Genomic DNA, 20759 nt, shown 5'->3' with positions numbered 1-20759 from the left:
ATATTATTTCAAAAAACGTGTCATTTTAGGGCGTATTTTTTGACCAAACGCTCAAATTTGCCCAGAGTGTGACGGGAACATGATTTTTTGCGGCGCGGACTGGGTGCGTCCGTGACACCGTCATCTGCGTCGGTTTTTTTCCGGAACCAAAAGGAAGCTCAGTCGTTCCGACCCGCGCGAAGCTTAACGCTGCGTTATTTTTGACCTTGTATCTGTGACAGCATAGCGATCAAACTGCACTTCCTTCTCGGCCATCGCATGCGTGTTCTCCTTATCATTGCCGCGCTTTTCAGTTCCCTGCCGGCCTTGGCGGGCAATTCCGGCTCTTGCATGCGCCTTGTTTCATCTTTTGGGTCTGTTGACCGCTTGATCGTGCCGACACTATCCGCGACCTTTAAGGCACATGGAACGTGCATCGAAGTGACATATGCACCGCCAAAACGAGCAACCGTGCTGATGAATACAGGCCAGATTGATGGTGTTTTGATCCGAACGGCTTCCTACCACGCGCTTGTTAAACAATCTGCATTCCCGGTGCCCGAGGCGATTTTGACCGGCTATGGCTTGTTGTTGACCAACACCCCTTCGCCAGAAAATCTGGATGGGTTGAAGAACATGCGGCTTGGCGTCATGGCAGACACGCAATGGCAGCAAGAATTGCTCGGCCAAAATTATCAGACTGTCGAGATTAGCGACTACAAGTCGGGTCTTGCCATGTTGAAAGCGCGGCGATTGGATGGGCTACTGATCGATAACATCAGCTACGGATTCTACTCCGAACAAACGGAGGGCTTTGAAGTAGTCCGTGTTACGCCAGAGCTGGACGCGTTTCTCTTTCTGGCGCACACACACGCTGAGAAGAGCGAACAATGCAACGCGGCAATCAAAACCTGGAAAAGAGTTTTTATGGGGCAACTAAAATCGCCCGTGCAAGACCAGCTCGTCCTCCCTTACCTGTCGAGCGAGGGCAGTCTTTCTAGCAAACCATAGAGGGTTTGGACTGTTGACTGGTCTACGATGCCATCCACTTTCGACGGCCGAAAGTGTCTCTGAAAGGCAGCGACCACCATGCGCGTTGAGGCATCAAAAATGCCGTTGATCGGCACAGGATACCCGTAAAGCGCAAGCATGGACTGAATGGCTTCAACCGGCTGCCCCTCGTCCCCTTCTTGCATGAAAAGATTCCCGGCCATACCGGAGGGCGTCACGAAGTGGCCGACGCCAGCGGCCGCGAACCGGTCCCATGGAAATTTCTCTCCCGGATCGAGTTTCCGATCCGGAGCAATGTCCGAGTGGGCAAGTACATTCCAAGGCGGGATGGCATGACGGCTTACAATATCTTTTGCCAGGTCGATCGCGCACGCGATCTGAGCTTCAGGAAAGTCGGGATAGTCACCCTGGTGACCAGGGTTGACGATTTCGATCCCAATTGACCGGGAGTTGACATCCTCCGCGCCTTTCCAGGCACTTTTGCCCGCATGCCAGGCCCGGCGGCTTTCCGGAACCAGCTGGTCAATCTGGCCATCCTCATAGACAAGATAATGCGCCGAGACTTCTGCGCGCGGATCACAAAGACGGCGAAGCGCGGCCTCCGGCGTCTCCATGCCGGTGTAATGAAGGATGAGCATGTCAATCGCTTGGCCGTCCGGCCGCTCACCGTGGTTTGGCGAGGGATGAATGCGGGCAGGCACGCCCGTGTCAGTCTTGGCGCTCATAGTCCCCGCTCGGCCGAAATCTGGGCCCAGGCTGCGTTCAGTGCAGCAAGCCGATCATTTGCAATTTTCACGAACTCTTCGGGAACTCCGCGGGAGATCAACCGGTCAGGATGGGTTTCCTGAACTTCACGGCGGTACTGGGCCTTGAGCTCAGCATCACTCGCATTTGCATCCAAACCAAGCACCAGATACGGGTCACCGTTTTCTCTTGTGTGGCTGGCCAGCACCTTGGCGAATTCACGGTTATCGAGGCCGAACACTTCCGCCACTTTAGCCAAGTAGCTGACTTCGCTCTCATGCACCACACCGTCGGCTTTTGCGATGTGAAACAACCCATCCAGAATATCGAACAGGGTTTTGCGGTCATAGGGAAAAAGGTCTGCCAACTTCTTGGCGTACACATCGAAGCCGGCAACATCCTGCTGCGCCAGATTAAACAACCGCGCCACATTGCGCTCTTCGCCTTCGGGAACGTCAAACAGCTCCTGGAACGCAATGACCTCGTCATTCGTGACGACACCATCCGCTTTTGCCATTTTCGCCGACAGCGCAATCATGGCAACCGTGAAGCCGACCGAGCCGGTACCGTCAGGACGCGCGAGCACCAACTGCACCAGGCGATCAACGATCTGCGCCCCTCCGGACCCAACGGCACTGACAATGCTGGCAAGACTGGTCCAGACGCTCACAAAACCTCCTTAGGCCCACCGCCGGCAGCACGATCAATCCGGCAGCCAAGACTGATTGCAATGTTTATCGCCGCAAACCCCTGAACGCTACCCGTTCGCAGGTACTTCCAGATTTTCATTTGGAAAACAGGACTCTCGCAGCGTGGCGCATGTCAGAAGCTAAGAATAACGTAACGGAAATTTTGATTCACCTTGGTTAAACCTTCAGCATGATACCCTGTGTCAATTCGTAATTTTAACAGAGTGTAGTGCCGAATGAAGCAGGGCTCAGCACTGACAAACGTTGCCGTTTTTACGGTTACATTACTGTTGGTCGTCACCCTTGCGCTTGGCGTTTACGGGAGCAACCGGCTCCTGACCTATTGGTTGCTTGCACAAAGCGCTGAACAAATCGTCGCTCAGGTCACTGACCGCATCAAAGAAGCCGGGATCGAAACTCAATTCTCGATCGAGACCGAGCCGGATCTGGATGTCGGCCTGCGGCTTAGGACCCTGGAAACCGAAGAAACCAGCGAAAATGCGCCGGCGCGTTTGCCGCGCGAAATCTCGCCTGTTTTTCGCGAAACGATCGAAAATGCGCTCCAGCCGATGGTGATTCTGGCAGATACCTTCGTCTCCTTGGCCGATACACATGGCGATGACGAAGCTGCCGCAACGCTCTTTCACGCTTTGAATGCGGAAAGGTCGGTTACCCGCACCGGAATTTCCAGACATGCGGTTTTCACCGCGCTCAACAGGCTAGAGGACAGCTCTGCGCCTTATGTTGCCATCGATATGAATTGGTGGGGCAAGCTTAATCCGAACGGTATTGCCGTCATACCCAACCTAGAGGAACCACCTTTCAGATTGCCGGAAGCTGTCGGCGGCCTGATAGTGCTCGTCAACCAAACCGCTCTGATCCAGCGCATCTCCGGCATCATTCACATCACCACCTTCGTGATTGCAATCCTGTGCGCCGGCTCGGTGTTTGTCGCCGGCTTTCTGTTGTGGATGCGGTTCCATGATCAAGTCCGCACGAACCAGGATATCGAATTCCTCGCTCATCATGACGCGCTGACAAGCCTGCCGAACCGCGCCGTTTTCAATGCAAAACTGAATGAAGGTCTCAGACTTGCCCAGGCCAAGGCAAGCAATCTTGGCGTGATGCTCATAGATGTCGACCGGTTCAAGGAAATCAACGACACCTACGGGCATGCGACCGGCGACATCTTTCTACAGATCATAGCCGATCGTTTGCGCAGCGTTTTTGGCGATCATCTGGTTGCCCGCCTGTCTGGCGACGAGTTCGCCGTTATGACGATGAATGTCTCGGATATCGCCCGGCTGACACGGCTCGCCTCGGAGCTGATTGCCTCGACCGAAGACCCATGCTTCATCGACGGGAAGGAGATCAAGATCTCGCTCTCCGTTGGCATGGCCCGGGCCAACGACGGCAATTGGCGCGCGTCACGGCTGCTTCATTGTGCCGATCTGGCACTCTACCGGGCCAAACACGCCGGACGGTCCACATTTGCGTGGTACACCCCGGACATGGACGCCGATGCTCAAAAACGCAAAGAGATCGAAGCCGGCCTTGCCAAAGCTTTGAAATTCGATCAATTCGAACTTTTGTTTCAGCCGCAATATTCGTTGTCGGACAACAAGCTCAAAGCATACGAGTCGCTCATCCGGTGGAACCACCCGACAAAGGGCTACATTGCACCGGACGTATTTATTCCGATCGCAGAGGATTGCGGACTGATCAGTTCCATTGGTGATTGGGTCCTCGAACAAGCTTGCCGGGAAGCGTCCACCTGGAAGGATCCAGCCCTGCGGGTGGCGGTCAATGTATCAGCCGCACAGTTCCTGTCAGGTGACACCGTGCACAAGGTTGCGCATGCGCTCCAAACATCGGGCCTGGCCGCAGAACGGCTGGAGATCGAGATCACGGAGAGCCTTCTTATCTCAAACACCGAAAAGGTGGTCGAGACCTTGAATAAAATCCGGGACATGGGCGTTTCTATCGCCATGGATGACTTCGGGACCGGCTACTCTTCCCTGAGCTACCTGTCGAAGTTCCCGTTCGACAAGATAAAGATAGACCGGTCGTTCATTCACAACCTGGGCCAAGACGCGAGCACCGATGCCATCGTTACATCGATCATCGGACTTGGACGGTCACTTGATGTCACGATCACGGCGGAAGGCGTTGAAAACCAGGAACAGGTCACGCTGTTGCGCGCTGCGGGCTGCAATCTGGTGCAAGGGTTCCTCTATGGGCGGCCAGACACCGTCCAGAGCCACGAACGGCTCATGGCCGAACGGGATGCGAAACGGACACGGAACGACCACAGTTTCAAGGTCAAGGACACCGAAAAGAACTCTCCGAAAACCACAGCCGATCCCGCCGCCCCCCGCCCAAGCGGTAGCGGTTTCACCGTGAACACGGACAATGCCAAGCTGAAAACAGGTTCGAACAAACCAGACCGCAAGGAGCCGCCCGCCGGTAACGGCAGTGCCGCTGCAATTGCCCCGATTGCAGCGGCTCACCAATCCGACTGACTCAGATCGACCGCTGATTGACCCGGGAGGACAGTTCAGCGGCGCTTTCAGCACGTTCTGAATAGCGATCCACCAAATACCTGTCGTGCATCCGCACCAGGTAGGTGACCTTCATAAGCTCTTCCATGACATCAACGACCCGGTTGTAGAGCGCCGACGGTTTCATTCGCCCATCCTCGTCGAATTCGAGGAACGCCTTGGGAACCGAGGACTGGTTTGGTATCGTCACCATGCGCATCCAGCGTCCGAGAATGCGCATTTGGTTGAGCGCATTGAAGGACTGGGATCCTCCGGAGACCTGCATTAACGCGAGAACCTTGCCCTGGGAGGGACGGACCGCCCCCAAGCTTAACGGGATCCAGTCGATTTGAGACTTCATAATCCCCGTCATCGCACCGTGGCGTTCTGGCGAGCACCAGACCTGGGCTTCCGACCAAGTGCACAACTCACGAAGTTCAGCCACTTTGGGATGGTCAGGTTCCGCATCGTCGGGAAGTGGCAGGCCAGAGGGATCAAAGATCCGCGTTTCTGCCCCGAACCAGCGCAAAAGCCGTTCGGCCTCTTGCACCAGAAGACGGCTGTAAGACCGCTCCCTGAGAGAGCCATAAAGCAGCAAAACCTTCGGCGCATGGCGTGGCCCGCCCTCAGGTACAAGCGCAGCAACGTCGATCGGTTTAAGAGCGCCTTCGACAATGTTCGGCAGATCAATATGGATCGGCTCGACTTCAGACACCGGCACCTCCGGAATTGACCACTTCTCCGTCTTCCTTCGTGAACGCTCCGATGTCGGTATCGAGCAAATCGAGCACTGCTTCAGACGGGCGGCACAGCCTGGTGCCCTTGTCTGAAACAACGATCGGCCGGTTGATTAGGATCGGGTGCTCCATCATGAAGTCGATCAGCTGATCATCCGACCACTTGGGGTCGCCCAGACCGAGCTCATCATAGGGGGTGCCTTTTTGGCGCAGCAGATCGCGGACCGGAATGCCCATTTGCCCGATCAGCTCCACGAGCTTTTCACGGCTGGGCGGGGTTTTCAGATATTCGATGACAGCCGGTGCGGTACCAGACTTGCGGATCATCTCGAGCGTATTGCGCGAAGTGCCGCAATTGGGGTTGTGATAGATTGTAATACTCATAATCGGGTTGCCATTGTTTCGGTGTGTTGCGGCCCCAGATCGCAGCAAATTTCCGGGTGCCCGGAGCAGCAATCCTTGGTGAGAAATTCCAACAGATCCTTCATGACCGCATAGGACACTGCATAAAAGATACGGCGGCCGTCGCGGTGTGTTCTCAGCAGACCGGCACGTTCAAGCGCCGAAAGGTGAAACGACATCCGCGTCGGCTGAATGTTCAAACGCTCGGCGATTTGCCCGGACGGCAGGCCTTGTTCCCCTGCTGATACAAGCAGACGGAAGGTTGCAAGCCGGTCTTTCTGGGCCAGCGCCGCCAATGCCGATATCGCCAGGTCATCATCCATATTTCGATATTACAAGAATTCTTGAAATATGGAAACAAAATTTTCAAATTTGGTCGACGCGTCCTGACGTGCCGCCATCCGCAATCAACCGGGAGGATTGGCTTACATGGCCGCGGCGGCACGCGCCGCCTGATCGTAATTTCCGGAAACCAGCCGCAAAGTGGCAGCCAGCCGCGAAATCTCCATCTCATCGAGGCCGAGCCCTTTCATGGGCTTGACCAGTAGAGCTTCCCGGAGCCGGCGGTATTCAAGGCACGCAGTCTCTCCTGCCTCGGTGATCGTCGCGGTCTTTTCCTTGCCCCGCTTACCAGACGATATCAAACCCGCCTTCTCCAGCTTTTTTAATGCATATGTAACGGTGTGCGTGTCCTCGATATTCAGCACCAGACAGATATCGGATAGCGTTTTAGAACGGTGGCGGTGGTTGACCGAGTGCAGGACCAGCACATCCAGCGGCCCGAGCCCTTCCGTGCCGCTGGCCGCCATGCAGCGCACCATCCAGCGGTGATAGGCATTCACCATCATTGTGACTGCAAACTCGATTTCAGAAAGGGCAGGCATGGCGCCTGAGGCAAGATGCGCTGCCGAGACAACAGGTCCAATCCCGGTTTCCGGCTCTTCCTGGGTCTCGGTCATGGCATCATCCTTTTGATCGACTTACATCATGTTGTTCGGCAGCCAGAGCGCGATGTCCGGAAATGCTACGATCAGCACAACGGCTAGAATCATAAGCAGGAAAAACGGCAAGGCCATGCGCGCAACCGAGAAAATGTTGCGGCCGGTCATACCCTGAAGCACGAACAGGTTAAACCCAACCGGGGGTGTGATTTGGCTCATCTCGACCACGAGCACCAGATAGATGCCAAACCAGATCAAGTCCAGCCCCGCCTGTTCGACCATCGGTAGGATGACGGACGTGGTAAGCACCACGACGGAAATTCCGTCGAGGAAACAGCCGAGGACAACGAAAAACAGCGTCAGCGCAACCAGCAACTCCAGCGGAGACAGACCCATTGCGGTAATCCAGCTGGCCAGTTCGCGCGGGATGCCGGTGTATCCCATGGCAACTGTCAGAAACGCAGCCCCTGCGAGAATGAAGGCAATCATACAGGACGTGCGGGTTGCTCCCATGAGCGCATCTACAAAGCTGCTTTTTGACAAAGTGCCAGACACCCACGATAGGGTCAGAGAGAGCACGACGCCGATGGCGGCCGCTTCGGTGGGAGACGCAAGTCCGGCATAAATCGATCCGATCACTCCTGCAATAAGCGCGATCACCGGAAACAGGCGCCGCGTCGCCTTCACCCGCTGGAAGAATGGCACAACCTCTTCATTGGGCGGCATCTTGGAGCGGTTCAGGAGGGCCCAAATCGCGACGTAACTCATGAACAACGCGCACAGCATGGCACCAGGCAACACACCCGCCATGAACAGGCGGGCAATCGATTGTTCAGTCGCAGCGCCGTAGACAATCAAAATTATCGACGGCGGAATAAGGAGCCCAAGTGTCCCCGAACCTGCCAGCGTACCGATGGCCATGCGCTCGTCATAGCCGCGCTCGCGCAACTCCGGCAAAGACATCCTGCCGACGGTGGCAGTGGTTGCTGCCGATGAGCCGGAGACAGCGGCAAAGATCCCGCAGCCGAGAATGTTGACGTGCAAGAGGCGGCCCGGAAGGTTTCGCATCCAGGGCGAAAGCCCGGCAAACATGTCTTCCGACAAACGCGAGCGGAACAGGATCTCTCCCATCCAGATAAACATCGGCAAGGCTGTCAGGTCCCAGGAATTGGCAGATCCCCAAACTGTGGTGGCCAACACAGGCCCTGCAGGCGCCGAAACCAGCAGCATCATCGCGGCCAGAGCTACAGAAAAGAGCGCAACGGCAACCCAGATGCCGGTTGCCAGCGCGAAGAGCATGCCCAATCCCAGGCAAAAGGCGGCGAGCGACAGGTCCATTACTCGGTCCCTTCTATTGGATCATTGGTTTTTTCAACCGGGTTGAAACTGGGACCGCTGCCAGAAACTGCTGCGATCAGGTCGTCCAAAAGTGCGATCGTGAACACACCGAGCCCAGCCGTCAAAACTAGTTGCGGAAACACAAGGGGGATCGGCAGGATGCCGAAAGACACCTCATTGTAGATGTAGCTGTCGCGGGCGAGCATGGCCGCATGCCACGTGAAAAAGGCACTGCCACCGAATGCGACGGCAAGGCTCCACAGATCGAGAAACCGCGCAAGGCCGCTAGGCGCTATTTGAAGAAAAATCGAAACCCGTATGTGATCGCCGCGGCGCAAAGTTCCGGGAAGAGCCAGGAAAGACGCTCCAACCAGCAAAAAACCGGCAATTTCGGCGAGCGAAGGAACAAGAAGTCCCAAAGGTTCAAGTCCGAACACTGACCGGGCACCGTCAATCAGACGTCCTCCGACCTGGGCTACGACCAGTAAAGCGATGGCAACAAGACAAGCGGCGGCGAGCCCTGTGGCCACACGGTAAAGGGTGTCGAGAGCAGCACGCATCGACCAGACCTCCCGGACCTGAGGGGAAATGAAAAGCCGGCGGGCTAGACCGCCGGCTTGAGAAACTGTCAGATTACTTTGAGAAGGCTTCGACGATGACCGCGCCATCGTCACCGGCGCTGTCTTTCCATTCGCCGACCATGGTCGCTCCAATGTCCTGCAAGGAGCTCTGGAGCGCATCTGACGGGGCAGACACCTTGATGCCGTTGTCTTCCAGGATCTTCGTCTTGTCCGCCGTTTCAGCCTTTGATGCTTCCCAACCACGTGTTTCGGCGGCCGCGGCAGCTTCAAGAACGGCAGCCTTTTCAGCATCGCTCAAACCATCAAACGCCCGCTTGTTGACGATGACCATGTTCTTCGGCAGCCAGGCCTGCGTGTCGTAGTAGTGAGACAGGAAGTCCCAGGCCTTGGAGTTGGCGCCGGTCGACGGCGATGTGATCATGGCCTCGACCCGGCCGGTCGAAAATGCCGTCGGGAGGTCCGGCACTTCGACCTGGGTCGGAACCGCACCGGCCAGCTGGGCCATACGTTCGGTAGATGCATTGTAGGCACGGAACTTCAGCCCCTTCAGATCATCAATCGTATTGATGTCCTTCTTGGCGTAGATGCCCTGTGGCGGCCACGGCACGGTGTATAAAAGCTGCAGGCCCTGTTCGGAGAGCTTTTCCTCCAAAACCGGCTTTGACGCCTGATAAAGTTTCCAAGCGGCATCGTAGGAATTGGCCATGAAGGGAACGGAATCGACACCGAAGACCGGGTCTTCGTTGGACAAGCGTGAGATCAGGACCTCACCGATCGGCGCAAGCCCTTTGCGGACCGAGTTTTTGATTTATGGATGTTTGAACAGTTAACCTGCGGAATGGATCTGAATGGTCAGCGAGCCATCGGTCTTTGCGCTGACATCTTCGGCGAACTGGGAAATATTCTGGGTATGGAAGTTGCTGTCGCAATAGGGCGTCGGCATGTCCCATTTGGTTTCCGCGGAGGCGGCGGTGAAGCCGGCAAAAGAAAACGCAGCAGCGGCGACCAGCGCACCTGCCTTCGAAATTCGACGTGACTGCAACATGGTACTCTCCTCTTGGAAGCGGGACTTTGTCCTCGTTCTCGGCTATTCAGATTTGAACACAACTTGTCGTGCCTGACACCTGAAGAGCAGCGAAAACCACGCTACTCCGCTTTTTTGAAAACATCAATAATTTATCGACAAAGTGTTATTGTTGACCGCTATACCGAACAGACCGCTAAGGAAACTTTCCAAAATGGCAGTGACATTTGACATATTGGTCTCAGGCTCAAGCCTCGCCTTTGAGGGTGGCTTCTTCGGCATTTCGTCAGTTGTTTTGGTTCGCACGAACCGGGAGACACTGTTGTTCGACTGCGGGCATGGCACAACGCGCCAGATGCTGATCGATGCACTCGGCATCCGCGGGTTAGTGACACAAGACATCGATCGGCTCGTCATTTCGCACGGGCATTTCGACCACGTCTTGAATTTGGATCTGTTTCCGAACGCCCCAATTACCATCAGCCAAGACGAGCATGACTACATCCAATGCCCCTCCGAGGAGGATCAGCTGACACCACGCTTCCTGCCAGAGCTGCTCGCCAAACGGGAGGTGACCCTGGTTCGCGGAGAAACAGAAGTAACCGACGGCGTTGTTGCCTTTCCAACTCCAGGCCATTCACCGGGGCACATGTCTCTTGCCTTGGACACCGGCGCAGAAACGGTTGTGCTGGCGGCGGATGCGGTAAAAACCGCCCGGGAAGCGTTGAGCGGAATCCCCGATCTGGAATTCGACCCGAAACGGCGGGGAGCCGCATCCATACAAGCGGTCCTGAACCGGGGCGACCGGATTGTTCCGGGCCATCATCCGGTTCTGAACAAGACACCGGACGGAAAACTTACCTGGACAGGCGCTCAGGAAATGCCCCTGCGCATTCGATGAAAAACAGGCGCAAATCGCCGAAAACCCGCTTGCTCGCCTCTGACAACCCACCCTCATGCGCCAGCCAGCGATTTTTCATTGACATTTTATCGACAAAATGTGGATGTTATGAGCCATAACAAGACGGGCCGCCCCCGATCGGGAAGTATCATGCGGCCCGCAGCCAGAAAATGAGCCATCAGAGGGATGAGAACATGACTGCCAAGTGGGACTTCTGGATCGACCGGGGCGGCACTTTTACGGACATTGTAGGCCGGGCGCCAGACGGGACCCTTCATCCTCACAAGGTGCTGTCAGAGAACCCGGAAGCTTACCGCGACGCAGCGATTCAGGGCATCCGGGAACTGCTTGGCGTTGAAAAAGGCCAACCGATCCCCTCTGATAAGGTTGCCACCGTCAAGATGGGAACCACTGTTGCGACCAATGCGCTCCTGGAACGCAAGGGCGAGCGGACGGCCTTGTTCATCACCCGTGGTTTCCGCGATGCGTTGGAAATTGGTTACCAGGCCCGCCCGCTTATTTTTGCCAAGGAAATCATCAAGCCGGACCTGCTTTACGAGAAGGTCTACGAGATCGACGAGCGTGTCCGCGCCGATGGCACCATCGAAATGAAACTTGATGAAGCGCAGGCGCGCGCAGAAATGCAAAAGGCTTGGGACGCCGGGATCCGCTCAATCGTCATTGTTTTGATGCACGCCTATGCGTACCCGTCGCATGAGCAGACCTTGAAAAACATCGCCGAATACATCGGCTTCCCGCAGATCTCCGTGTCCCATGAAACCTCCCCGCTCATGAAGCTTGTCGGCCGCGGCGACACGACCATCGTCGACGCCTACCTGTCGCCGATCCTGCGCCGCTATGTTGAGCAGGTTCAAGAAGAGCTGGGTCAGGGACCACGGCTCATGTTCATGCAGTCCTCAGGAGGTTTGACGGCGGCCGATCTCTTCCAGGGAAAAGATGCGATTCTGTCTGGCCCGGCCGGTGGTGTAGTCGGTGCTGTCGAGACCTCGCGAATGGCAGGCTATGAGCGGATCATCGGCTTCGATATGGGGGGGACATCCACGGATGTTTGCCATTTTGATGGGGATTACGAACGCGCGTTCGAGACCGAAGTTGCCGGTGTGCGCATGCGTGCACCCATGATGATGATTCACACGGTAGCAGCCGGCGGCGGCTCGATCCTGCACTATGCGGACGGCCGGTTCCAGGTCGGTCCGGACAGTGCGGGCGCAAATCCGGGTCCAGCTTGCTACCGCCGTGGCGGACCGTTGACGGTCACCGATGCCAATCTGATGACCGGCAAGCTCGCCCCGGAATTCTTTCCGAAAATCTTTGGCCCGAACCAGGATCAGCCGCTCGACGGCGATGTGGTGCGCGAGAAGTTTGCCGCACTTGCCGAAAAGATCGGAGACGGCCGAACCCCGGAAGAGGTCGCGGACGGGTTCTTGAAAATCGCAGTCGAAAACATGGCAAATGCCATCAAGAAGATCTCAGTCCAACGCGGCTATGACGTGACCGGCTATGCCCTGACCTGTTTTGGCGGCGCCGGCGGCCAGACAGGCTGCAGGGTCGCCGACAGCCTCGGGATGAAAACAGTTATTTTGCATCCGTTTTCAGGCATCTTATCGGCCTATGGCATGGGGTTGGCCGATATCCGCGCGGACCGTCAGCAGGCTGTTGTGAAAACACTGGATGACGGGCTCCTGCCCGAACTGAATTCCTTACGTGATCAGCTCGCGGCTCAAACGGAGGCCGAGCTCGACAAGCAGGAAATTCCGGCAAGCGCACGCACCACGTCCGCGATGGCGCATTTGCGCTATGACGGAACAGACACCCCGTTGCCCGTCCCCCTGGGCGGCGCGGCTGAAATGCGGGCAACATTTGAGGATGCGCACAAAAAGCAGTTCGGCTTCGCTTATGACAACAAACCGGTTGTTGTCGAAGCCCTGGAGGTCGAGACAGCAGGCGGCGGCGCTGGCCTTACCGAGCCCGACTTTTCCCTGTCTTCGGACACACCGGGGAGTGTCACCACAACACCGCTCTATTCTGAAGGCCAATGGCATGATGCCGGCATCTACAAGCGCGAAGGGTTGAAGCCAGGCATGAAAGTCATGGGCCCGGCCATGATCATTGAGCCGCATGCCACCATTGCGGTGGAGGACGGCTGGCAAGCGGAGATCAACGTTAAGGATCACGTGATCCTGAAACGGATCGTCCCTCTGCGACGTGCTGAGGCAATCGGCACACATGCTGACCCGGTCATGCTGGAAGTGTTCAACAACCTGTTTATGTCAATCGCCGAACAGATGGGCGTGACGCTCCAAAACACGGCCTATTCTGTCAACATAAAGGAACGGCTCGATTTCTCCTGCGCCGTGTTTAACGCAGATGGCGCGCTGGTTGCCAACGCTCCCCATATGCCGGTGCATCTTGGCTCCATGGACCGTTCAGTAGAGACAATCATCAAACTCAATGAAGGCATGATCAAGCCGGGTGATGTCTATGCTCTGAACGCCCCTTACAATGGCGGCACTCATTTGCCTGACATTACGGTTGTCTCGCCGGTGTTCGATGATGCCGGTCAAGAGATTCTCTTCTGGGCGGCCTCGCGCGGGCACCATGCCGATGTCGGCGGCTCCGCACCGGGATCGATGACCCCGCGGGCAACCAACGTGAACGAGGAAGGCGTCCTGTTTGACAACTTCAAGATCGTTGACCAGGGCCGGTTCTGTGAAAAAGAGCTGATCAAAGTGCTGACCGACCACCCTTACCCGGCCCGCAACCCGCATCAGAATGTTGCAGACCTCTCGGCCCAAATAGCGGCGAATGAAAAAGGAATTCAGGAACTTCGGAAAATGGTCGATCATTTCGGCCTGGATGTCGTGCAGGCCTATATGGGCCATGTCCAGGACAATGCCGAAGAAAGCGTACGCCGTGTGATCGAGGCCCTGAAGGATTCCGAATACGAGTATCCGACAGACCAAGGTTCCGTGATCAAGGTCAAGATAACGGTCGACAAGGACAAACGCGAGGCGACCGTCGATTTCACCGGCACATCCGGAGTGAAACTGAACAACTTCAATGCACCGGAACCGGTGACACGCGCCGCGGTTCTCTATTGCTTCCGCGTGATGGTGGATGGCGACATTCCAATGAACGCGGGATGCCTGAAGCCAATCAACATCGTCCTGCCGGACGATTGCATGTTGCGCCCGTCCTATCCGGCAGCAGTCGTTGCCGGAAACGTGGAAACCTCGCAGCATGTGACGAATGCTTTGTTTGCCGCACTTGGCGCCATGGCGAACAGCCAGGGCTCAATGAACAACCTGACATTCGGCAACAACACCTACCAGTATTACGAAACCATCTGCTCGGGATCCCCGGCAGGCCCCGGTTTCAATGGCACCGACGGCGTCCATGTGCATATGACAAACTCGCGCCTCACTGATCCTGAAGTTCTGGAATTCCGTTTCCCCGTTCTCCTGGAGGATTTTCATATCCGCAAAGGCTCCGGCGGCAAGGGCAAATGGTCCGCTGGTGACGGCACCAAACGCACGCTTCGCTTCCTGGAAAAGATGGACTGCGCGATCCTCGGCTCCCACCGCACTATTGAACCGAAAGGCATGGACGGCGGCGAGAACGGCCAGGTCGGCCGGACCGAGGTCCGAAGGCTCGATGGCACCATACAGTCGCTGGAAGGCTGTGACCAAACGGTCCTGGAGGCCGGAGAAGCTGTCACGGTCATCACCCCAACCGCTGGCGGTTGGGGCAAGGCCTGACGAAAACACTGCGTGGCCTCCTGGCCACGCACCAGCCTATCTCGCAAGCCCCCAAGCCTTATTTGAAAATCGCAAGATTGACCTCGCGAAGTCAGTTGCTTCGCGAGGGTATTGGGGATGGCGGCAGTTTGGGTTGCCGAAGGATCGAGGGCCCCGGCAAGGCGGGGTACAAGCTTGAAACCGACGCATTTTGCAAAAAGACGCAGCCAAGGGTCTTTGCAAAATCAATATCCTCGTTTCCGAAACTTCAAAAAGCTGACGTAAAGTTAGTTAGGGATATTGCGATTCCCGCCAAACTTGATCAGCGTGGTGGTTGCCGCAGCGGCCGCCTACGCGGCAGGTGCCCTATCCGGGCTGGCACGCATCTTGCGCGGACTGCGCTGGATCAAGGAGGATTTTCATGAAACACCACAATTGGCCGTTCACCGGCAGATTTCGATCGCAGGTGTCTTCCGTGCTCGGTGCAGCAGTCTGTGCTCTTTTGAGCGCTGCGCCGACACTTGCACAAACGGAAAAGCCGAACATTCTGGTCATCATGGCGGATGACGTCGGGTGGGCAAGCTTGAGCAGTTATCATGGCGGCATTAAGAGCATTGAAACACCGAACCTCGACAAACTCGCCTCAGAAGGCGCGCGGCTCACGGACTATTACGCGGAGCCGAGCTGTACGGCCGGCCGGTCTGCCTTCATCACCGGTCAGTTTCCGGTGCGCACCGGCATGCATACGGTGGGCCTTCCGGGAGATCCGGTCGGATTGAATGCCGAGGATCCAACCCTTGCCAGCATGTTGAAATCCCTTGGCTATGCGACAGGCCAGTTCGGCAAAAACCATCTTGGCGATCTGAACCAATACCTGCCGACCGTCAAAGGGTTCGATGAATACTGGGGCTGGCTCTATCATCTCAACGCCATGGAATACACCGTCGATCCGGACTGGCCTTCGGACCCGGAGTTCGAGGCGCAATTCGGACCCCGGAACATCATTCACGCCTATGCGACCGAGACAGAGGCTGACACCGTGGATCCGCGCTGGGGCAAGGTTGGCAAACAGCGGATCGTCGATGACGGGCCGGCACCTCCGGAGCGGCAGAAAACGCTGGATGACGAAGTCACCGCGCACACGATTGACTTCATGACCCGGGCCGTGGATAGCCAGACGCCGTTCTTTATCTGGATGGCGCCCGCACGGGCCCATGTGTGGACACATCTCAGTCCCGAATACGAGGCAATGCTTGGGGACGGCCGCGGCCTGCAGGATGTTGTCATGAAAGAGCTGGACAACAATGTCGGCAAGGTCCTCGCAAAGCTGGACGAGCTTGGCATCGCTGACAACACCATCGTGGTGTTCACATCCGACAATGGACCTGAGACCATGACCTGGCCTGACGGCGGGACCACGCCGTTTCACGGCGAAAAGGGCACCACCTGGGAAGGCGGGTTCCGGGTTCCGGCGATCATTCGCTGGCCCGGCAAAATCGCCGAGGGGCAGGTCCTCAATGAGATCTTCAGCGGCCTGGACTGGATGCCGACCCTGGTTGCTGCGGCAGGTGGCCCTGAAAACCTTCCCGAGCAGCTGCTTGAAGGGTATGACGGGTATACCGTTCATCTGGATGGCTATAACCAGCTTCCCTACCTTCTTGGAACGGCCGGCAGCAGCCGGGATGAAATCATCTACTATGAGGGCACCGACCTCCAGGCTGTCCGGTACCGGGACTGGAAAGCGCATTTCGTAATCCAGGAACATGGCTGGGCAGGGCCGAAAGAAGAGCTGAACGCGCCGCTGCTCTTCAATCTCCGCCGGGACCCTTATGAAAAGGCTGCGGAGGAGAGCGGATTGTACACCCGCTGGATGGGCACCAAGATGTGGGCTTTTGGTCCCGCGGCCCGGTTGGTGCAACGCCATCTGTCGACGTTCCAGGACTTTCCACCACGGGGCACTGCGGTCACCAACGAAAGCAAGGTGCAAGCGCAAACAAGCTCTGAGGGCGGCTTTTCTCAATAGAGCCGGTGGGGGCCACGGAGCCACTCACACACTATCCAAATCAGATGACGGCCCCGGATCAAATCCAGGGCCGTTCTTGTGTGATGCGTATCATGACATGCGCACGCACTCTGAACATGCCCTTGAGGCAAACAAAGCCTTGGTCCGAAACCAGGCTTTTGTCACGGATGAACGAACCCTCCGCAGGTTCCTGTTTCGCAAAACCCGTTTTCGAAATCTGAATGAAACGGACCGGTCAAATTGGGCAGATTTTTCTTAAGCGTCTGTTTTGCAACAACATATCCTCATTAATGCCCTTGGCCTGTTTTGTGCTGACCGGTGGATGAACAGGATGCCGCCGATGAGTTGGATCATCCGTAATCGCAGAGCCTGCAAAGTGACGTCAGCCGGCAAACATTCACGATGAGTTAATGACGCAGCGTCACTCTTGTGTCGAGCGTCGCAGGACATCGAGCGAAATCCGATTGAGCTGAAAAGGAATTCCAATCATGAAACTGACTTCCCTCGCTTTGAGCCTTTCCCTTTTAACCGGCGTTGCTGCCATGGCGCAGGACGTTCGCACGCTGGACAACGCGACGCTGTCCGGGGACGAGACGATCGAAACACCGATTGGCGTTATCGAGCTTCAAGACAATTTTGTCACCGACGCCAGCGTTCAGGCCCTGTTTGACGAGATGGATTATCAGCGTGCCGTCCAGTCCTTTATCTGGGCGGCACCTTTGGTCGGTTACAAGCAATGGCAGATCGCCCAAAATGAGGCTTTTGAGGCCAGTGAGGTCACCGACTTTGCCGTGCTGGTGTCGCTCAACGAAAAGGGCGGCATTCTAACGCCGAACCTCACCACGCCGTATGTCATCAACTTCACCAATTTGGCGGAAGGGCCGGTCTTCATCGAGGTGCCTGCCGCGCCGATGGCGGGCATGCTGATGGATGCCTGGCAGCGTCCGGTCGCCGACATCGGACAGACCGGTCCGGACAAGGGCGAAGGCGGCACCTATCTCATCGTGGGCCCGGAAGACGATCTGAAGGCCTATGAAGGCGAGGCCGACTTCGTGCTGCAAAGCGCCACCAACAATCTCTTCATTGGTGTGCGCATTCTCGATGCCTCACCGGAAGCCGCTGAAGCGGTCAAGGCTGGCCTGAAACTCGCCCGTCATGGAGAGGAACCGCGGCCGGCCACCCCGATCATCGGAAAGGATCCCGTCTGGTCGGCCACTCCGCCCCGCGGCCTTGGTTACTGGGAAGTGCTCCATGCGGTTCTTCAGGAAGAGCCGGTCCGCGAACAGGACAAGGTCTGGATGGCGATGCTGGAACCGCTCGGCATCAAGAAAGGCGAGCCCTTTGCCCCGGATGAGCGCCAGGCGAAGATCCTGACCCGTGGCGCCACCATGGGCGAGTTGATGCTGCGCAACATGCAGACCAACCCGCGCTTTGCCGAGCCCTGGTGGGAGGGAACGTCCTGGTACAAGAGCTTTGACTTCACGGTGCCGCAGATCACCGATGAGCGGGTGGAACTGGATGAGCGCGGCGTGTGGTTCTACGAGGCCGTCACCTCAAGTGAAGGCATGGTGAACCCGAAGCCCGGTGTCGGTCAGGTCTATATGACCACCAAGCGAGACGCCAATGGCGAGCTGGTGCGCGCTGACAAGACCTACAAGCTCAGCGTTCCGGCGGACGCTCCCGTGTCGAATTTCTGGTCCCTGACGCTTTACTCCGAGGACACCCGGCGGCCATACGACAACGGCGGAACGGAGGTCACCGACGCAAGTCTCGACAGCCGCATGGAGCAACTCCAACGCAATGACGACGGCAGCGTTGATCTGTTCATCGGGCCGAGTGCTCCGGAGGGCATGGAAAGCAATCATCTGGCCACAGCCGAAGATGACGGCTGGTTTGTCTATTTCCGTCTCTATGGACCGGAAGAGGCCTTCTTCGACAAAAGCTTCGCCCTACCGGATCTTGAGCCAGTCAATTGATCAGACGAGTGCCAGACAGGAACTTCACTATGCAAAAGACACTTATGAAATTGGCCGTCTCTGCCGCCGCACTGGCTCTTTTTGGCCCTGTGGCGGCCATGGCCGAGCCGGTCACTCCGGAAAACTATGTGGTGGCCGAGACCGACTGGAACTTCGCGGCCCAACAGGCGCAAGCGCCGGTGAACACCTGGACCCATAACGATCCGGTGACGGAAGAAAACCAGACCATCATCCGCTCCAATGCCGATGTAATCTATTCGCTGGCGGTCGTGGATGTGGCGGAAGGGGCGACGCTCTCCATTCCCGAGCGGGCCAACGGCGCGCTTCAGCTCATTCACTACATGGACGAGAACCATCTTACCCACGGCGTGATCTATGCCGGCGAAACCGTCGACCTCACGCCGGACAGCCTGACCGGCGGCACACATATTTACATCCTGGCACGGACCCAGATCAGCGACGACCTGGACGAGACCAAGGCGGCCCAGGCGGCCATGGTGATCGACGCCAAATCCTCCAATCCTTATCCCTCCAAAGGCTTTGATGCGGAAGAGGTCGAAGCGTTCCGCCAGAAATTGATTGATGAGGTGAACAACGGCACGGCGACCCTCGACGGCTTCAACGCCTTCGGGGCAACGCTCGATGACGTTGTGCAAAACGACTACTATTACGGGGCCGCCGTGGGCTGGGGTGGTTTGCCGCCGCAATATGCCCAGTACACGCCTGCCGTCAATGGTCAAGGCTCAGCCGAAAAATGCCAGACGATCACCTTTCCCCGGCCCAACCTTGATTATGACAATGGCGGCTTTTTCTCGCTTACCACCTACAATGCCGGGTCGTGGATCGAGGGCGACAATTTCTATATCGGCCACAAGCGCATGAAGGACAATGGCGACGGCACCATGACCATCGACTTCAACTGCGACACCGACCACTCCGTCACGGTGAGCGAGGGCTGGAACGGCACCTTCCGCCTCTACAAACCTCTGGATGTCGAGGCGACAAAGGCCGAAATCGAAGGCCTCATGGCGATCCCGATTTCAACGAAGCAGTGAGCGCCTTTATGATTGAGCCCGAGTTGCGGCGACAGACCGACTAATCAAGTCTCCAACAGTTCGCTCTGAATTCCTGTCCCGGCTAATCCTGATTGCGGGCCTGAAGGGCAAGGGCAACAAGCGTTTCCCGCAGCAAGCCAGGGTCCGCAAGCGATTCCTTGAACCAGAGACGTGCGACTTTGTCTCCGGCTGCCAGATCAAGGCCTTCCGGGTCCAGGCAGGCCATCCGCCAGTTGGCCTCCCCGGCTTTTACGAGGACTTCTGCATAGAGCTTGATGGCATCGACGTGATCCTCGTTCATGTGATCGACGGCCCCGGTCTCCATCGCGGCCCATGCGTCCGCGTCTGAGACCGGTGCCAGAAGATCCTCCCGGACGAGCTCGAAAGCCTTTCCGAACCCGCCGTTCAGGCTGGCCCGCCCGATGTCCAGCTTGAAGAACGAGAAGTCTCCAAAATCGACATAGAGTTCGGCCTTGGGATGGCGGGCAAGATAGCGCCGGCGCAGACGGGCGTGCGTTTCGGTCCCGCGCTCGATCCGCTGCGCTTTGGTGAACAATGTGACGCGGGGATGGGCGAGCGGATCCCCCTTGCCGGGCTCCCCGCACAAGAGCGAGCATCTGGGGTCAGCCATGATGGCAGATGTGTGACCGGAGAGGGTCGAGGTCAGGATAACCGGAGCCCCGTCCAGGTCCGTTGCAAGGGCAACCCGGCTCGCAAGCGGATAGCCGGTATCCGGCTCAAGGGCCGCCAAAGACCCGAACCGGGCGGAGCGCACCAGCCCTTTGGCCAGGCGGCGGGCCTCATCGTCAGTCTCCCGCAGCACATCTTTCTTCGGGCTATCTTTCTTGGCGCCAACATTCTTCAGCCCGTCGGGGCCGGCTTCAACGGTCATTGACTTGCTCCTTGATCGAAAGGCGTGCGTCCTTCGCCCGTTTCGGCCGCATCACGCGAACCGGCTCTCCCTTGAAACAACCACATAGCGCGGCGGTCGCCGGTTTGAAACGGCCAAAGCCAAATCTGAACAGAAGATGAATGCCCGTCTCAGAACCGGTTCAGCGCG

Annotated in this window: 18 protein-coding genes; 7 read left to right on the top strand and 11 right to left on the bottom strand. The window is 57.2% G+C overall.

The window, feature by feature from the left end; all coding sequences use genetic code 11:
• Positions 1 to 258: 258 nt before the first annotated feature.
• Entirely contained in the window at positions 259 to 990 is a 732-nt protein-coding gene (locus JM93_RS05625) for a type 2 periplasmic-binding domain-containing protein (RefSeq protein ID WP_145341211.1), read from the top strand.
• Here the strand turns inward: JM93_RS05625 and JM93_RS05620 are convergent.
• Positions 951 to 1715 (bottom strand): N-acetylmuramoyl-L-alanine amidase, encoded by a 765-nt coding sequence (locus JM93_RS05620; RefSeq protein ID WP_145341210.1) that lies wholly within the window; start codon positions 1713 to 1715, stop codon positions 951 to 953. The genes JM93_RS05625 and JM93_RS05620 overlap by 40 nt on opposite strands.
• Positions 1712 to 2404 (bottom strand): J domain-containing protein, encoded by a 693-nt coding sequence (locus JM93_RS05615; protein WP_145341209.1) that lies wholly within the window; start codon positions 2402 to 2404, stop codon positions 1712 to 1714. The genes JM93_RS05620 and JM93_RS05615 overlap by 4 nt, the downstream gene beginning before the upstream one ends.
• A 255-nt stretch (positions 2405 to 2659) precedes the next feature.
• Here JM93_RS05615 and JM93_RS05610 point away from each other — a divergent pair, with 255 nt between their 5' ends.
• A complete protein-coding gene (locus JM93_RS05610) occupies positions 2660 to 4945 on the top strand; it encodes a putative bifunctional diguanylate cyclase/phosphodiesterase (protein WP_145341208.1) in 2286 nt (761 codons plus the stop codon).
• Between the two features lies 1 nt (position 4946).
• On the opposite strand, the gene arsH is transcribed toward JM93_RS05610, so the two are convergent.
• From arsH to JM93_RS22085, 8 genes are all read right to left on the bottom strand, one after another.
• Positions 4947 to 5639: an arsenical resistance protein ArsH gene (arsH, locus tag JM93_RS05605; protein WP_425280814.1), complete on the bottom strand. Its 693-nt coding sequence runs from the start codon at positions 5637 to 5639 to the stop codon at positions 4947 to 4949.
• A gap of 31 nt (positions 5640 to 5670) precedes the next feature.
• A complete protein-coding gene (gene arsC / locus JM93_RS05600; protein WP_145341206.1) occupies positions 5671 to 6084 on the bottom strand; it encodes an arsenate reductase (glutaredoxin) in 414 nt (137 codons plus the stop codon).
• On the bottom strand, positions 6081 to 6425 hold the full coding sequence (locus tag JM93_RS05595; protein WP_145341205.1) for an ArsR/SmtB family transcription factor: 345 nt from the start codon (positions 6423 to 6425) through the stop codon (positions 6081 to 6083). The genes arsC and JM93_RS05595 overlap by 4 nt, the downstream gene beginning before the upstream one ends.
• A gap of 102 nt (positions 6426 to 6527) precedes the next feature.
• On the bottom strand, positions 6528 to 7061 hold the full coding sequence (locus JM93_RS05590) for a winged helix DNA-binding protein (RefSeq protein WP_145341204.1): 534 nt from the start codon (positions 7059 to 7061) through the stop codon (positions 6528 to 6530).
• Between the two features lie 21 nt (positions 7062 to 7082).
• Positions 7083 to 8381 (bottom strand): TRAP transporter large permease, encoded by a 1299-nt coding sequence (locus JM93_RS05585; protein ID WP_145341203.1) that lies wholly within the window; start codon positions 8379 to 8381, stop codon positions 7083 to 7085.
• A complete protein-coding gene (locus JM93_RS05580) occupies positions 8381 to 8941 on the bottom strand; it encodes a TRAP transporter small permease (RefSeq protein ID WP_145341202.1) in 561 nt (186 codons plus the stop codon). Before JM93_RS05580 ends, JM93_RS05585 begins: the two co-directional genes overlap by 1 nt.
• 73 nt (positions 8942 to 9014) lie before the next feature.
• Positions 9015 to 9770: a TRAP transporter substrate-binding protein gene (locus tag JM93_RS05575; RefSeq protein ID WP_280114411.1), complete on the bottom strand. Its 756-nt coding sequence runs from the start codon at positions 9768 to 9770 to the stop codon at positions 9015 to 9017.
• 18 nt (positions 9771 to 9788) lie between these two features.
• Positions 9789 to 10007, bottom strand: coding sequence for a hypothetical protein (locus JM93_RS22085; protein WP_244300767.1), 219 nt, complete (start codon positions 10005 to 10007; stop codon positions 9789 to 9791).
• 193 nt (positions 10008 to 10200) lie between these two features.
• Here JM93_RS22085 and JM93_RS05570 point away from each other — a divergent pair, with 193 nt between their 5' ends.
• The 5 genes from JM93_RS05570 (at position 10201) to JM93_RS05550 (ending at position 19699) form a co-directional block, all read left to right on the top strand.
• Entirely contained in the window at positions 10201 to 10887 is a 687-nt protein-coding gene (locus JM93_RS05570) for an MBL fold metallo-hydrolase (protein ID WP_145341201.1), read from the top strand.
• Between the two features lie 194 nt (positions 10888 to 11081).
• Positions 11082 to 14666 (top strand): hydantoinase B/oxoprolinase family protein, encoded by a 3585-nt coding sequence (locus JM93_RS05565; protein ID WP_145341200.1) that lies wholly within the window; start codon positions 11082 to 11084, stop codon positions 14664 to 14666.
• Positions 14667 to 15066: 400 nt separating this feature from the next.
• Complete coding sequence (locus tag JM93_RS05560; RefSeq protein WP_208994966.1) at positions 15067 to 16668, top strand: arylsulfatase; 1602 nt, start codon at positions 15067 to 15069, stop codon at positions 16666 to 16668.
• Between the two features lie 488 nt (positions 16669 to 17156).
• Positions 17157 to 18644 (top strand): DUF1254 domain-containing protein, encoded by a 1488-nt coding sequence (locus JM93_RS05555; protein ID WP_145341199.1) that lies wholly within the window; start codon positions 17157 to 17159, stop codon positions 18642 to 18644.
• A 29-nt stretch (positions 18645 to 18673) separates the two neighbouring features.
• Positions 18674 to 19699 carry a DUF1254 domain-containing protein gene (locus JM93_RS05550; protein ID WP_145341198.1) on the top strand — a complete coding sequence of 342 codons (1026 nt, stop codon included), beginning with the start codon at positions 18674 to 18676 and terminating at the stop codon, positions 19697 to 19699.
• 82 nt (positions 19700 to 19781) lie between these two features.
• Here JM93_RS05550 and JM93_RS05545 read toward each other — a convergent pair whose 3' ends face one another.
• Entirely contained in the window at positions 19782 to 20591 is an 810-nt protein-coding gene (locus JM93_RS05545) for a HugZ family pyridoxamine 5'-phosphate oxidase (RefSeq protein WP_145341197.1), read from the bottom strand.
• Between the last annotated feature and the right edge of the window lie 168 nt (positions 20592 to 20759).

Origin of the sequence: Roseibium hamelinense, assembly GCF_007830545.1 — a bacterium.
Taxonomy (GTDB): domain Bacteria; phylum Pseudomonadota; class Alphaproteobacteria; order Rhizobiales; family Stappiaceae; genus Roseibium; species Roseibium hamelinense.
Note: the sequence above shows the minus strand (reverse complement) of the source record. Positions and strands in the feature narration are given on the sequence as shown.

Bases quoted from the DNA above. Each gene is read 5' to 3' on its own strand.
- JM93_RS05625 (WP_145341211.1), top strand. From the start codon at position 259: ATGCGTGTTCTCCTTATCATTGCCGCGCTTTTCAGTTCCCTGCCGGCC.
- JM93_RS05620 (WP_145341210.1), bottom strand. From the start codon at position 1,715: ATGAGCGCCAAGACTGACACGGGCGTGCCTGCCCGCATTCATCCCTCG.
- JM93_RS05610 (WP_145341208.1), top strand. From the start codon at position 2,660: ATGAAGCAGGGCTCAGCACTGACAAACGTTGCCGTTTTTACGGTTACA.
- arsC (WP_145341206.1), bottom strand. From the start codon at position 6,084: ATGAGTATTACAATCTATCACAACCCCAATTGCGGCACTTCGCGCAAT.
- JM93_RS05595 (WP_145341205.1), bottom strand. From the start codon at position 6,425: ATGGATGATGACCTGGCGATATCGGCATTGGCGGCGCTGGCCCAGAAA.
- JM93_RS05590 (WP_145341204.1), bottom strand. From the start codon at position 7,061: ATGACCGAGACCCAGGAAGAGCCGGAAACCGGGATTGGACCTGTTGTC.
- JM93_RS05585 (WP_145341203.1), bottom strand. From the start codon at position 8,381: ATGGACCTGTCGCTCGCCGCCTTTTGCCTGGGATTGGGCATGCTCTTC.
- JM93_RS05580 (WP_145341202.1), bottom strand. From the start codon at position 8,941: ATGCGTGCTGCTCTCGACACCCTTTACCGTGTGGCCACAGGGCTCGCC.
- JM93_RS22085 (WP_244300767.1), bottom strand. From the start codon at position 10,007: ATGTTGCAGTCACGTCGAATTTCGAAGGCAGGTGCGCTGGTCGCCGCT.
- JM93_RS05570 (WP_145341201.1), top strand. From the start codon at position 10,201: ATGGCAGTGACATTTGACATATTGGTCTCAGGCTCAAGCCTCGCCTTT.
- JM93_RS05565 (WP_145341200.1), top strand. From the start codon at position 11,082: ATGACTGCCAAGTGGGACTTCTGGATCGACCGGGGCGGCACTTTTACG.
- JM93_RS05560 (WP_208994966.1), top strand. From the start codon at position 15,067: ATGAAACACCACAATTGGCCGTTCACCGGCAGATTTCGATCGCAGGTG.
- JM93_RS05555 (WP_145341199.1), top strand. From the start codon at position 17,157: ATGAAACTGACTTCCCTCGCTTTGAGCCTTTCCCTTTTAACCGGCGTT.
- JM93_RS05550 (WP_145341198.1), top strand. From the start codon at position 18,674: ATGCAAAAGACACTTATGAAATTGGCCGTCTCTGCCGCCGCACTGGCT.
- JM93_RS05545 (WP_145341197.1), bottom strand. From the start codon at position 20,591: ATGACCGTTGAAGCCGGCCCCGACGGGCTGAAGAATGTTGGCGCCAAG.